Source organism: Mariniflexile gromovii, from assembly GCF_017814435.1.
Taxonomy (GTDB): domain Bacteria; phylum Bacteroidota; class Bacteroidia; order Flavobacteriales; family Flavobacteriaceae; genus Mariniflexile; species Mariniflexile gromovii.
Map to the genome: position 1 here is coordinate 105215 of NZ_JAGJCB010000007.1, position 13531 is coordinate 118745.

Below are 13531 nucleotides of genomic sequence, written 5' to 3' on the forward strand. Positions count from 1 at the left end.
TGTCAAATATATATAAAATATTTAAAAACATACCAGTACCTACTAGTTTTATTTGGTATTTTTTATACATTTGCCACATGAGCATGATTCGTGTTAAAAAACAAATAGGTACACCTAAATACAAACAAATTATAGCTTCCATTGAAGATGCTATCGTTTCTGGTACTTTAAAAAAAGGCGACCAACTGCCGTCCTTAAACAGTATTAGAGATGCTCACAAACTTTCTAGGGACACGGTTTTAATGGCTTTTAACGAATTGAAAAACAGAGGCATCATCCAATCTGTAGTTGGAAAGGGCTATTACCTTATAAATGACAACATTGAAGTTTCCCAAAAAGTATTTTTGTTATTTGACGAGCTCAATTCGTTTAAAGAAGACTTGTACAATGCCTTTATCAGCAACCTTGGAGAAAACGTTCGGGTTGATACTTATTTTCACCATTTCAATGAAGACATGTTCAGTAAATTGATTCAGGAAAACCAGGGCGTTTACAACCATTACGTTATCATGCCAGCCAATTTAAAGAACACACATTTGGTTTTGGAGGCACTACCTAAAGACAAAGTTTACATTCTGGACCAAACACACCCCGAACTATCTGAATATGCAGGTATCTATCAAAATTTTGAAAAAGATATTTTCAACAACCTCAATATGGCTTTGCCTTCAATTCAGAATTACAAAAAAATAATATTGCTTTTCGACCACAATAGGCAGCCCCAAGGCATGCTTAAAGGGTTCAAAGATTTTTGTCAATTAAACGCTATCGCAAACGAAGTTATTAACTCCTTACAAAATAGAGACTTAAACAAAGGTGAGGTTTACATAATACCCGATGACAAAAACCTTTTAATAGCTATCAAAAAAATTAAGGAAAAAGAATTTACGCTTTCAAAAGATATAGGAATCATCTCTTATAATGACACCCTTTTGAAAGAAATTGTTGAAGGTGGCATCACAACCATCTCTACCGATTTCAACAGTATGGGAGAACGTTTGGCAAAAATGATACTTAACAAAGAACAACTTCAAATTGAAAATACCAACAACCTAATACTTAGAAATTCATTGTAACTAATTATAAAATGCAACATGAACAAAACATTAACCAATACCATAAAAAACAGCTTCATTAAGAAGTTCAAAGCTGAACCTCTTATGATATTTTCACCAGGACGTATCAATATCATTGGAGAACATACCGATTACAATGATGGTTTCGTGTTTCCCGCTGCCGTTGATAAAGGCATTGTGACTGGCATCCAAAAAAGTAATGCCAACACCTCTATGGCTTATGCCGTGGATAAAGAACAAACCATAGAGTTTTCTCTTGACAAACTGAAACCATTAGCACAGGGCAGTTGGCAAAATTACATACTGGGGGTGGTAGCCGAAATTCAAAACAGAAGCAAAACCTTGGGCAATTTCAATATTGCTTTTGGCGGCGATATACCCGGAGGAGCAGGCATGTCCTCTTCCGCCGCCTTGGAGAACAGTGTGGTTTTTGGGCTGAATGAGCTTTTTGGTTTAGGGTTGACCAAGCACGAAATGATTTTGATCTCTCAAAAAGCAGAGCATAACTATGTTGGCGTTAAATGTGGTATCATGGACCAATATGCCAGCATGTTCGGTATTGAAAACCATGCTCTGTTACTGGATTGCAGAACCGTAAAATCGAAGCCTTTTAAGATTGATTTTAAAGACCACGAACTTATTTTAATAAATACCAACGTGAAACACAGCTTATCCGATAGTGCCTATAACGATAGACGTTCCGTTTGCGAATCGGTAGCTGAAATGTTGAATGTAAAAGCCTTAAGGGACGCTACGGAATTTGATCTGGAATCCATAAAAGATAAAATAACGCCCGAAAACTATCAAAAGGTATTGTATGTCATCCAAGAAAACGAGCGTGCCGTTCAAGCTTCCATAGCCATGCAAGAAAATGATCTGGAAACACTTGGAAAACTTATTTACGCTTCGCACAACGGGCTGCAGCACCAATACAAGGTGAGTTGCGATGAACTGGATTTTCTTGTAGAGCAGGCCAAACTGAACGGCCATGTTTTGGGCGCTCGCATGATGGGCGGCGGTTTTGGTGGCAGCACCATTAATTTAATTGAAAAAACGGAAACCGAATCTTTCAAAACCTTTGTTGCAGAAGCTTACAAGACCCAATTCAACAAAGAATGCTCCATATATAGCGTTAAACTATCTGAAGGCACACATTTAATAAAATAATTAAAATTTATATCAAACAAAATGAATACGGATTTACAGGACTATTCACATAAAAGGTACAATATTTTAACGGGCGAATGGGTTTTAGTATCACCACATCGTGCCAAACGTCCTTGGCAAGGACAAAATGAAGCAGTATCAAATGAAACAAGACCAACACACGACCCCAGTTGTTATTTGTGTGCCGGAAATACCAGGATTAATGGTGAAATAAACCCGAATTACGAAGATGTGTTCGTTTTCACCAATGATTTTGCCGCTTTACAGACTGATTCCAAAACCTTTCAGGTTGAAGATGGTTTACTTTTGGCACAAAGCGAACAGGGTATCTGTAAAGTCATTTGTTTCAGTCCGGACCACTCCAAAAGTTTGGCGGACATGCAGCCTTCAGAAATAGAAAAAGTGGTTTTTGCTTGGCAACGGGAATACAAGGAGCTTGCAGCCAACAAACTAATCAATTACGTTCAAATATTTGAAAATAAAGGCGCCGTTATGGGCTGTAGCAATCCGCATCCGCATGGGCAGATATGGAGCCAAACCAGTTTGCCCAATGAGGTTGATAAAAAAGACAAACACCAATTAGCGTATTACAATAAAAACAAGAGCAGTCTTTTAGGGGATTACCTTAACCAGGAACTATCAAAAAAAGAGCGTATCATTTTTGAAAATGATGCGTTTGTGGTATTGGTTCCTTTTTGGGCCGTTTGGCCATTTGAGGCAATGATCGTTCCCAAAAGACAGCAATCAAACATTCTTGAATTAAAAGATAACGAATCGTTCCTTTTTGCCGAGGCTATTTCAGTATTGACCAAAGCTTACGATAAATTGTTCAATACCTCATTCCCCTACTCTAGTGGCATACACCAAGCACCAACTAATGGAGAGGATAACAGCCATTGGCATTGGCATATGAGTTTTTATCCGCCTTTGTTAAGAAGCGCAACCGTTAAGAAATTTATGGTAGGATATGAAATGTTCGGGTCGCCTCAACGCGATATTACCGCGGAAATTGCTTGTAATAAATTGAAAGAACTTATTTGATTTTAGCTAACTTCTTAAGGTTCAGTTAGCCAAAAATGAATGTAAAATGTTGTTAAGTTTTTGCTTTTGGGCTTAAGCAACACAATCTGTTGAACGACGGCCAAAACATCAAACAAACTTTTCATTGATAAACATAGTTAAATAAAATTCGATTTAAATTATAATTGAATCTATATAAGGTTCTTTTTAATTATATTTATAACACGAAAGTTAATTAGACAGATTTTATAATAAAGCAAGGTTCACAAATCGTCAACAAAAATTACAACAATTAGCAAAACCCTTTATATGACAGGCAAATGCATAATGGGTTCGAATCCCAGCCCGAATCGAACCTAAATTCCCTTTATGAATTCAGATTTACTTTGGCTTCATTAGTATTTCTGTTAATTTGATTATTTAATTTATTACTTAACGTCTTCATGTCTACACTCACTTTCTCTTCTATTACTCTAGCATAAACCTGTGTTGTTGAAAGTTTGGAATGCCCCAATAACTTTGAAACGGTCTCTATAGGTACACCGTTGGATAGAGTTACCGTGGTGGCAAAGGTATGACGCGCTGAATGAAAGGTTATATTCTTTTTTATTTCAAGTAGTGCTGTGATTTCTTTTAGGTAGACATTTAATCTTTGATTTGTATAGACCGGTAACAATCCAGAATCACTTTCAATATTCCCGTTATATTTTTTGATAATATTCAATGCTTTTTCTAAAAGCGGTATTTTAACAGACTGCGCTGTTTTTTCGCGTTGGGTAAAAATCCAATAATCTCCATCTATACCTCTTACGATATTATTATCTGTAAGTGACCTAACATCTGTATAGGACAATCCTGTATAACAAGAAAAAATAAAGATATTCCTTGTCTTTCTATGGACTTCCTCTTCCAACATAACCTGTTCAAATCTTTGAAGTTCCATTTTTGATAAGTAATCTCGTTGATGTTTCGTGAATTTTAGCTTGAAACGAATAAAAGGGTCTTTTTCTATCCATTCTAAATTAAGTGCTAGATTCATCATTTTTTTTAGGCGTTCCAAATGCTTCATAACACCATTGTTACGTAATGGTTGTCCTTTGTTAATAGTAGGCCCTTTTCTAAGGAACTGTTCAAAATCAATAATAAAACCATAGGAAAGTTGTTTTAAGTAAATATCACTCGACTTTATTTTTGCTTTTAGAAACCTTTTTAAATAGCGCTCTGTGGTATAATAATTCTTCAAGGTTCCGAACTTCAAAACGGCCTTCATAGTTGTGTTATGATAATCAACCAAATACAACAGTGTTTTTTGGTCGTCGTCCTCCCCTAAATATCTAAATTTAATTGCTTGTGCCGTTACCAGTTTAAACTCCGATTGCAATTGTCTCTGACACTCCAATAAATCAGCGTACACTTGGTCTAAATATGCATTCAGGGCTGAAGCATTCGGAGTTCTTGGTTTTGCCCTTTTTGATTTCGGATCCCAATAGGTAACCGATAGGTAACGCTTCAAACTGATTTCTGCTCGTTTTCCGTTGACAGTTACGCGAGCATAAAGTGGGGCAATATCGTCCTTTTTTTTGGCTGCATTCAACCAAAAATGAACACTAAAAGTCATTGAAGTCTGCATGTTCTCTCACTTTAAATGAATATTCGATTTGTTAACGAAAGTCAAATCGAAGCGAAAGTCATTGCTACTGCACTACCAATATAGTGAAAAATTTTGCAACTTTTTAGGTAACCGAATAGGTAACCTTTCAATTGATTTTAAAGCTTATTTTATAAAATCAAAAAAAAATGCAAATATTTGATTTTCATAAAATTAACTATTTTTTGATATCCATTGATACCCTAAAAGTCGGGATGACAGAACTAACTACGGATTTTTAAGTTACTGTTTTTCAGTATTTCAAGTGATTTAATTTCAGTAATTCACCGAATTGCACACTAAAGTCAATAAGAGCTATTTAAAAACAAAATTTAATTTGTTTTTTTTTGATAAATATACAAATTAATTTGAGTAAAATCAGTATCGTAATTTAATACTTATTTTTGATTTATAAATTTAGTAGTAAAAGATAAAAAAAAGATATAATTGTGGCAGAAAGACCTTCCTCAACTTAATTTTTTAATATTCAAATAGTTACAAATATATTTACAGCTTGTTAACCGAATAGGTAACTTTATTGAGAACTTTTGTTTCATTTTGATGTTAAAATCCTAATTTTATAAAAAAATACTAATTCTACAGCTTTAATAATATTTGAAATTTGCTAAATTTCTTTTCTTTATTTCACCTTTTCGTAATAAATATAAATTAACTTTTAAAATCTGTACCAAACCTTAATCTATAGGTTGAACAACAGTAATGCTTGCATTAAAACTGCCGACTTTATTCAATTTTTGAAATGCTTAACCAATAAATACCCTTAAAAAATTACCCTCTTCACATTACATTATTTTTTATTGGAAACCTTTCTTCTAATGCAACATTCTTTCTGTTCTATTTTTTTAGTGTATGCTGTGAGTCCATTTATCTATTATTAAGTCTGATAAATTATTATTTTAAAATTGGTTTTAAATTTTCATCCAAAGGAGTCATGTGCGGCATTAATAAATGAACAAAGCCAAGTATGATTAAATAACAGGAGCCTGCTATCATAAACGCCCAAAAATAACCTGAATTGCCGGCTGAATCTAATACAGAACCTAAAGCGTAATCGGCTACGATACCTGCAACAGCACCAACCATTCCGCCAATACCAACAACGGATGCGGTTGCTTTTTTAGGAAACACGTCTGAAACTAATGTGAAAATATTAGCTGACCAAGCTTGATGACCTGCCGCTGCAAAACCTATAAGAAAAATGGCTAGCCATTTGCTATCTGTTATAGCAACAAAACATACTGGTAAAATGATTAAAGCACAGATTAATAAAGTGATTTTTCGTGCCTTATTAACCGTCCATCCTTTTCTCATAAAATAGCCAGATAAATACCCTCCTAGTATACTACCACCATCTGCCATAATATAAATAACAAAGAAAGGAAGTGCTATATTATGAATATTAACCCCAAAAGTGTCAGCCAAAAATTTAGCTCCCCAGAACAGGTAGAACCACCAAACGGCATCAGTAACTTTAGCTAAGGCAAATGCCCAGGTTTGACGTTTATCTAGCACACTTTTCCATGGTAATTTCTCTTCACTTTCTGCTCCAGCAGAATCACTTTGAATATAGGCCAATTCTTCTATACTTACATGGGGATGTATTTCTGGTTTTTTGTACATTCTAAACCATAAAAATACCCATAAAGTACTTAGAACACCTGTAATTAAAAATGGTATTTGCCAGTTTTCACCATCTTCATGTACAATCCAGCCAACAACAAACGGTGCTGCAATAGCTCCAATACTTGTAGCGGCGTTAAAAAGTCCAGTAGCAAACGCTCTATCTTTTTTTGGAAACCATTCTGCGGTAGTTTTAATAGCAGCTGGAAAGTTACCTGCCTCACCAAAACCTAATCCAAATCGCGCTGCGGCAAATCCAATAACACTAAACCCTGGACGGACCAAAGCATGTAACATGCCGAAAACACTCCAAATAGCAATGGAAACTGTATAACCATTTTTGGTACCCAATCGATCAATTAAACCACCCATAAAAAGCATACCTAAAGCATAAGCAACCTTAAAGGCTATCATAATATTGGCATAATCCTTATTTGTCCAGCCAAACATTTTTTCTAATGTTGGAGCCATCACTCCAATAATGCTTCTATCAAAATAATTGATGGTAGTTGCGAACATTAAAAGGGCAAGAATCCTATAACGATAGTTCCCTATTTTTTTAGAATCAATCATAACTTAATTGTTTAGTTGGTATTGGTTTAATTTTTCTTGTTTAATTAAAATTTAAAATAGTTTTTGCATTATTATAGCTAATGTGCTTGTTGTACTAGACTAGGACATAATTGAATTTTGCTTTCAGTTCAAGCAAATGGGAATCAGTGCAATCCAAGTTGTCATTTGTTTCATAATGTGTTACACGCTTTTTTCTTATAATAGTTCTTAATGATTTCAATAAGCATGGGTAATAAAGACAACAGTATAATTCCGAAGATTACCATTTCAAAATTATTTTTCACAAAGGCTAAATTTCCAAAAAAATAGCCAAGAAAAACCAAGCTAAAAACCCATATAAATGCTCCAACTACATTATAGCGAACAAATTTAGCATATGGCATTTCTGCTATTCCTGCTATAAAGGGTGCAAAAGTTCTAATAATAGGCAAGAACCGAGCGATAATTATAGTTTTGGGTCCATAAAGTTTATAGAATTCATTTGTCTTTAGTATATATTTTGGATTTACGATTAGCTTTTCTTTAATTTTCAAGTTAAGTATTTTTAGACCGATATTCTTACCGAGATAATAATTAATACCGTCTCCCAGTATTGCAGCTATAAACAATAGTAGAAGCGTCATCAAAAGATTTAATTCTGCTGTTTGTCCCATATCATTTTGCACGCCTGCGCAAAAAGTACCAGCGGTAAATAATAGAATATCTCCTGGCAAAAAAGCCATAAACACAAGGCCAGTTTCCATAAATACTATCAAAAATAGAATAACATAAATCCATATACCATACTCTAAAACCAATTCAAAAAGATGATGGTCAAGATTTAATACCAAATCCAAAAGATTATTAATGATTTCCAAAGTATTTTTTTTTTTAAAATTTAAGTTTTACTTGAAAATGAGTTTTCAAGTTTTGACATACAGCAATTGCTTAGTTTTAGCAGTGTTAACTATAACCAAACCTTAATCAATAAACTTTACAAAGATTAAGGTAGGTTATGGTTTTTATAGTAAAAGCTTAATTAAGCGGCCTTTATTCGGGCTACTGCATTAGTTTTACTTTGTATAATAAGGGACTTCCATTTTTCAGCACGTTTCATTTCCAGATATTCAGAAAATTCTTCGTTTACGTCATAAAAACGAAGCGTAATGGTCTCATTTTTAAATAAAAATGCCAACTCTAAATCCACTGATTGTAATTCGGTTTCTATTTTCTTTTCCTTTTTAAAATCTCTTGTTTTTCTATTTATATGACAACTTTTTAGTTGGCTAAGATCAATTTTAGAAAAAGAAGCTTCTTGGTTGGTTAGTTTTATGAACATCAGTATATTTTGAGATTCATTAAGTCCGATGAAATTATTATTCCAATATTCTTCAATATTGAAAGACATGTTTTCTTTTTTTATAACATCCTTAAATAATTTCTCGTTTTTTTTGGTATTATTTTTTCCAATAAATATGAACCATATATAGGGTAATATACAGAATAAGGTAGTGAATATAATCATTACCGAAATTGATATTTTCATTGTATTTATGTTTTAAGTTTTAAATTGAAATAGTAAAAGTGAATATGTATTCCCAATAAATAGGAATAAATTCAAAAGAAACAATAAAGCAATTTTTTTACGTAAAACAGTGGAAGGGAAAGATGAGCGTACTTGATGTTAATTTTAAAGGAATGTTTTTGCCAATCTCTAAATAAAGGAGTTTAAAATCATAGGATTCGGCAATAGACAGCAATACCTTATAATTAATTGGGATGAACGGTATTTTAAATGTTTTAAATGACCAATTAGCCTGATTGATTTCGAGATATCCATCAACGATTAAGGCTTGATGCTTGTTGCCGTTTGAAGAAGTAATACTATCTACTTTGATATCAATATTTGAGGAAGCCCCATAAAATTCTTGTGGAGAACTAAAGGACAGCCATAAAAATAGGCTGCAAATAAAATACTTAAAACCAAGCATTTTGAAAAAATTATTACACAAATGTAAAACTATTATTTGTTAATAAATTCATAAATTTATTTTTAAAAATCTTTATTGAGGAATATTTTTTTAAACCAATTTCCTCCTACATTTGTTCTACTTTTATCAAAATTATTATGGAACTAGTTATAGGTTATATTGGTTTTATTATTTCTGCTTATTCGGTAATTGCCAATGATGTTATTCAAACACTTGGTACGTTTATCTCTTCAAATTTTAAAATAAAGTGGTGGTGGCTTTGGCTTTTTTCCATTAGTATTCTATCGATAACGCTGTGTTATGGATGGTATATCAATGATGGTGATGTTTCATATGGCAGATTAGCAAATATACCTTTGCCTGAACCTCTAGAATGGTGGTATCTTTTAGCCCCCATTGCTTTATTAGTCATTACTCGATACGGAATACCTGTGAGTACTACGTTTATGATTTTAAGTGTTTTTTCTTCAGGCATTATTATAGAAAAAATGATTTTAAAATCTGTGTATGGTTATGCAATTTCCTTTGTTTTTGCCATAGTTGTATATGTTGTTATTTCAAGGCGATTTGAATCTAATTATTCCTTGGATAAATTAGACAAACAGAAAAAGAAACATTTTTGGCTAATGGCACAATGGTTTTCTACTGGATTTTTATGGTCTCAATGGCTTATTCAAGATTTTGCAAATATTTTTGTTTTTCTTCCTAGGCAACTCTCCATCGAGCACCTCTTAATATCCTTGACTTGTATTCTTCTAATTATGGCATATATTTTCAGGAAACGAGGTGGTAAGATTCAGGAAATTGTCAATCAGAAATCCAATACCAAGAATATTCGTTCTGCCACTATTATAGACTTAATCTATGGCATCTTCTTGTTTGTATTTGGTAACCTTAATTCGATCCCCATGAGTACCACTTGGGTTTTTATTGGTATTTTGGCTGGACGGGAATTGGCTATAACTTATCTACTGAATAAAAAGAAAATAAAATACACTTACATCATTATTGCTAAAGATTTTGGAAAAGTAAATATCGGGCTTGCTGTCAGCTTAGTGATAGCTTTTTTTATGCAGTATTTGAAATAAATAAAATATTATTTATTTAAGAAAATAGAATATAATTCTAGTGGTTGGCTTTTCGATGTTTTTTCTTTTGAAGTTTCATTTTATGTTGCTCATTGCATTGTGCGTTTAGATATCTTGTAATTCTTAGGGTATGGTATCGGTAAAGAATTACCGTGGCATTCTACCTTAAAATACACATGAAATTATAGGAAAAATCACTAAATGTGGTTCTTAGGCAAACACATTTTTCAAAAGCTGCTATAGTTTTTTTAGTATTTTTTAAAAAGCCAAAAATCTTATCATTATTATTAATTCTCTCTAAAAACTAATTGAGATATTTTAATATTTAGCTCATTTCTTCTTCTTCATTTTTCAATAGTTCATATTTCTTTTGTTTTTCTTGCCACCTTTTTAAAGCATATTGTTGCATATCATCTACCTTATCTTTCTCATCTAAAATTTCAAAACCGAGAAGGGTTTCTATTATGTCTTCAAGTGTTGTAACACCATCCATACCGCCATATTCATCAATTACTAGAGAAATGTGTTCCTTTTTATGAAGTAGTTCTTCCCACGCATCAAATAGGGTTATGTTATTAGAGAATACCACAATATCACGTTTAATATCCTTTAGTTTCAAATGAAACTGGTCTTCTGCCAATTTTTCAAAGACCAATTCTCTAAAAACATAACCTGAAATATTATCTCTATTGCCTTGGTATATTGGAATTCTTGAAAAATGTAAAAATTCTTTGTTTTTTAAAAACTCTTGCAAAGTCATCTCTTCATTTGCTGTAATGACCACAATTCGAGGGGTCATCACGGTTTTGATTCTAAGGCTTTTTAGCTTTATTAAATTCTGAATAATTTTGTTTTCTTTATCAGCAAAAACACCTTCTTGGGTTCCAATACTTGCCAAAGCCGAAATCTCTTCCCTACTGGTTGTTAGTTGTGGTTTTTTTCTTGATAGCATTTTTGTTAGGATAGAAGACAACCAAACCAGAGGGTAGACTATAAAAACCATCCCTTTGATTAATTTAGAGGTGATACCTATTAATTGTCTACTATGGCTTGCTCCTAAAGTTTTAGGTATTATTTCGGTAAGTACTAAAATCAAAATGGTTAGAATGGCAGAAACTACACCAAAATAAGCATCTCCAAATACCACTGTTGCTTGAGCACCTACACCTGCCGCTCCAACAGTGTGAGCCACTGTATTTAAAGATAATATTGCTGATAATGGTTTGTCTATATTTTCTTTAAGCGTAATCATTGCATCTGCATTTTTATCGCCCAAGTTAGATTTGGACTTCAAAAATGAAATTGGCACCGATAGCAAAACCGCTTCCATAATAGAACACACAAAAGAAACGAAAAGTGCAAGAAATAAATATATTAATAAAAGTGTCATTTTGAATTCAAGTTATTTTTATAGTGTTCCTTGTTGTTTCTTATTCAGTTTGATTTTTTTTTATAAATTTTGAGGCAAGCATTCCTCCAGCGAGAGAAATCAAGATAACTCCAAGTGACAACCATTCAGGAATTTCTCCTTGATGAGAAATTATCATTTTTATGCCAACAAAAGCTAGAATTACAACTAAACTATAGTTGATGTACTTGAATTTGTCTAACATACCAACAACTAAAAAGAACATAGACCTTAATCCCATTATTGCAAGAATGTTAGAGCTGAAAACGATAAACGGATCTGCTGTAATTGCTAATATTGCAGGAATGCTATCAATAGCAAAAAAGACATCGGTTAATTCTATTATTATCAGTGCTACGAATAATGGCGTAACATATTTGACACCATTTTTCATAATGAAAAACTTATCACCTTCAACTTTGGTTGTAACTGGATATACATTAGAAATCCACTTATAAATTTTAAAATCGTGTGGGTCTTTTTGCTTGCTATGACTAAATAACAATTTAAGAGCGGTTAAAATTAGGAATACTCCGAAGACATAAATCATCCAGCTAAATTTCGTAATAAGAGCTACTCCAAAAAGAATCATCAATGCCCTAAAAACAATTGCACCCAAAACCCCATAAAAGAGTACTTCGTGTTGGTATTTCTTAGGAATTCCAAAAGAAGAAAAGATAAGTGCAATGATAAAAATGTTATCAACACTCAATGAGAGTTCAATTAAATACCCTGTAATGTATTTTAATACTGCATTTGTGGGTGTTAAATTTGTAGGGTTCGCAATCCAATTATTTTGAAAGGAAAGATAAACTATTCCCGAAAAAAGTATGGCACAAGTTACCCAAACACCTGTCCAAATGGCGGCCTCTTTTGTTTTTATTTCGTGGGGTTTGCGGTTAAATACGCCTAAGTCTAAGACTAAAGCAAAAACCACTATTACAATAAATACTGTCCAAACTATCATAAGTTATTTTATAAATTGTGGGTTAACTTTGTTTAAAAATCAAATAAATCGCCTAAAATCCCTTATTTTTATTATGGTAGTTGTTTTTTTCGGCATAATAGCGTTCCTTATCAAGATAGTTGTTTCTCTTTGGATTTGATGGTTGCTGAACTGAGCGTTCGATAATCTTATCCAGTTCACTACGGTCTAACCAAATACCTCGACCATTAGGACAATAATCAATTTCAATTCCATTACGGTCTGCCATTACCAAGGCTACATTACATGTTGGACATTTCATAGTTTTCTTTTTTTATATTCAATTGTTTAATTATTTGCTTTCTTTTTAATGTATAATTTTATGATTACCGGCGCAGTAACGATTATTACCAAACCTATTAAAATATATTCCAAATTACTTTCAACCCAAGGAACATCGCCTAAAACATAACCTAATAATGTGATACTACCTACCCATACAATTGCACCGATAATATTGTAGAACGCAAACTTTTTGAAATTCATCTCTACTGTGCCAGCAATAATTGGAGCAAAAGTTCTTACTATGGGCAAGAAGCGCGCGATAGCAATCGCGAAGGCTCCTCTTTTTTCATAAAAATCGTGTGCCGTTTGAATATGTTTTCGTTTTAAAAACCAAGTGTCTTCTTTTATGTTAATTACCTGTTTGAATTTATAGCCAAACCAATACCCAAAGAAGTTCCCTAGAATAGTGGATCCTGTAAACAAGGTCATCCAAAACAAAAGGTTAATAGATTGGTCAGTAAATGGATATGGAGTTTCGTTGGCAGAGGCAATCACTATTCCCGAAATAAACAAAAGAGGATCTCCTGGTAGAAAAAAACCAATTATTATCCCTGTTTCAATAAATAAGATCAATAAGACCAAATATAATCCACCATTTTTCATTATCCAATCGGGGTGTAATAGGTATTGGAGCGATTCTAATATAACATCCATTAATTTATTTTTAGTT

General features: G+C 32.9%; 13 protein-coding genes. 4 read left to right on the plus strand and 9 right to left on the minus strand.

Annotation, left to right across the window (positions count from 1 at the left end; all coding sequences use genetic code 11):
- Positions 1-77 precede the first annotated feature (77 nt).
- Genes J8H85_RS09275 through J8H85_RS09285 form a run of 3 tightly spaced genes read left to right on the plus strand, consistent with a single transcriptional unit; the run spans position 78 to position 3284 of the window.
- Complete coding sequence (locus tag J8H85_RS09275) at positions 78-1076, plus strand: GntR family transcriptional regulator (RefSeq protein WP_209654873.1); 999 nt, start codon at positions 78-80, stop codon at positions 1074-1076.
- An 18-nt stretch (positions 1077-1094) separates the two neighbouring features.
- A complete protein-coding gene (gene galK, locus J8H85_RS09280; RefSeq protein WP_209654875.1) occupies positions 1095-2243 on the plus strand; it encodes a galactokinase in 1149 nt (382 codons plus the stop codon).
- Between the two features lie 21 nt (positions 2244-2264).
- Positions 2265-3284, plus strand: coding sequence for a UDP-glucose--hexose-1-phosphate uridylyltransferase (locus tag J8H85_RS09285; protein WP_209654877.1), 1020 nt, complete (start codon positions 2265-2267; stop codon positions 3282-3284).
- A gap of 346 nt (positions 3285-3630) precedes the next feature.
- On the opposite strand, the gene J8H85_RS09290 is transcribed toward J8H85_RS09285, so the two are convergent.
- The 5 genes from J8H85_RS09290 to J8H85_RS09310 form a co-directional block, all read right to left on the minus strand.
- Complete coding sequence (locus tag J8H85_RS09290; protein WP_209654879.1) at positions 3631-4893, minus strand: site-specific integrase; 1263 nt, start codon at positions 4891-4893, stop codon at positions 3631-3633.
- A 930-nt stretch (positions 4894-5823) separates the two neighbouring features.
- Positions 5824-7125 carry an MFS transporter gene (locus J8H85_RS09295; protein ID WP_209654881.1) on the minus strand — a complete coding sequence of 434 codons (1302 nt, stop codon included), beginning with the start codon at positions 7123-7125 and terminating at the stop codon, positions 5824-5826.
- A gap of 170 nt (positions 7126-7295) precedes the next feature.
- Positions 7296-7982 carry a VTT domain-containing protein gene (locus J8H85_RS09300; RefSeq protein WP_209654883.1) on the minus strand — a complete coding sequence of 229 codons (687 nt, stop codon included), beginning with the start codon at positions 7980-7982 and terminating at the stop codon, positions 7296-7298.
- A 161-nt stretch (positions 7983-8143) separates the two neighbouring features.
- Positions 8144-8650 (minus strand): hypothetical protein, encoded by a 507-nt coding sequence (locus J8H85_RS09305; RefSeq protein ID WP_209654885.1) that lies wholly within the window; start codon positions 8648-8650, stop codon positions 8144-8146.
- A gap of 97 nt (positions 8651-8747) precedes the next feature.
- The gene (locus tag J8H85_RS09310) at positions 8748-9095 is read right to left on the minus strand and encodes a hypothetical protein (RefSeq protein ID WP_209654886.1); all 348 of its coding nucleotides are present in this window, start codon (positions 9093-9095) and stop codon (positions 8748-8750) included.
- Between the two features lie 137 nt (positions 9096-9232).
- On the opposite strand from J8H85_RS09310, the gene J8H85_RS09315 reads away from it, so the two are divergent.
- Positions 9233-10183, plus strand: coding sequence for a hypothetical protein (locus tag J8H85_RS09315; protein WP_209654888.1), 951 nt, complete (start codon positions 9233-9235; stop codon positions 10181-10183).
- Between the two features lie 325 nt (positions 10184-10508).
- Here the strand turns inward: J8H85_RS09315 and J8H85_RS09320 are convergent, their stop codons facing one another.
- From J8H85_RS09320 to J8H85_RS09335, 4 genes are read right to left on the minus strand one after another with little or no spacing between them, the layout of a single operon-like run.
- Positions 10509-11573 (minus strand): CNNM domain-containing protein, encoded by a 1065-nt coding sequence (locus J8H85_RS09320; RefSeq protein WP_209654902.1) that lies wholly within the window; start codon positions 11571-11573, stop codon positions 10509-10511.
- Between the two features lie 40 nt (positions 11574-11613).
- Positions 11614-12558 (minus strand): TerC family protein, encoded by a 945-nt coding sequence (locus J8H85_RS09325; RefSeq protein WP_209654904.1) that lies wholly within the window; start codon positions 12556-12558, stop codon positions 11614-11616.
- A 52-nt stretch (positions 12559-12610) separates the two neighbouring features.
- The gene (locus tag J8H85_RS09330) at positions 12611-12838 is read right to left on the minus strand and encodes a TFIIB-type zinc ribbon-containing protein (protein ID WP_209654906.1); all 228 of its coding nucleotides are present in this window, start codon (positions 12836-12838) and stop codon (positions 12611-12613) included.
- A 26-nt stretch (positions 12839-12864) separates the two neighbouring features.
- Complete coding sequence (locus J8H85_RS09335) at positions 12865-13515, minus strand: DedA family protein (RefSeq protein WP_209654907.1); 651 nt, start codon at positions 13513-13515, stop codon at positions 12865-12867.
- Between the last annotated feature and the right edge of the window lie 16 nt (positions 13516-13531).

Bases quoted from the DNA above. Each gene is read 5' to 3' on its own strand.
- J8H85_RS09275 (WP_209654873.1), top strand. From the start codon at position 78: ATGAGCATGATTCGTGTTAAAAAACAAATAGGTACACCTAAATACAAA.
- galK (WP_209654875.1), top strand. From the start codon at position 1,095: ATGAACAAAACATTAACCAATACCATAAAAAACAGCTTCATTAAGAAG.
- J8H85_RS09285 (WP_209654877.1), top strand. From the start codon at position 2,265: ATGAATACGGATTTACAGGACTATTCACATAAAAGGTACAATATTTTA.
- J8H85_RS09290 (WP_209654879.1), bottom strand. From the start codon at position 4,893: ATGCAGACTTCAATGACTTTTAGTGTTCATTTTTGGTTGAATGCAGCC.
- J8H85_RS09295 (WP_209654881.1), bottom strand. From the start codon at position 7,125: ATGATTGATTCTAAAAAAATAGGGAACTATCGTTATAGGATTCTTGCC.
- J8H85_RS09305 (WP_209654885.1), bottom strand. From the start codon at position 8,650: ATGAAAATATCAATTTCGGTAATGATTATATTCACTACCTTATTCTGT.
- J8H85_RS09310 (WP_209654886.1), bottom strand. From the start codon at position 9,095: ATGCTTGGTTTTAAGTATTTTATTTGCAGCCTATTTTTATGGCTGTCC.
- J8H85_RS09315 (WP_209654888.1), top strand. From the start codon at position 9,233: ATGGAACTAGTTATAGGTTATATTGGTTTTATTATTTCTGCTTATTCG.
- J8H85_RS09320 (WP_209654902.1), bottom strand. From the start codon at position 11,573: ATGACACTTTTATTAATATATTTATTTCTTGCACTTTTCGTTTCTTTT.
- J8H85_RS09325 (WP_209654904.1), bottom strand. From the start codon at position 12,558: ATGATAGTTTGGACAGTATTTATTGTAATAGTGGTTTTTGCTTTAGTC.
- J8H85_RS09330 (WP_209654906.1), bottom strand. From the start codon at position 12,838: ATGAAATGTCCAACATGTAATGTAGCCTTGGTAATGGCAGACCGTAAT.
- J8H85_RS09335 (WP_209654907.1), bottom strand. From the start codon at position 13,515: ATGGATGTTATATTAGAATCGCTCCAATACCTATTACACCCCGATTGG.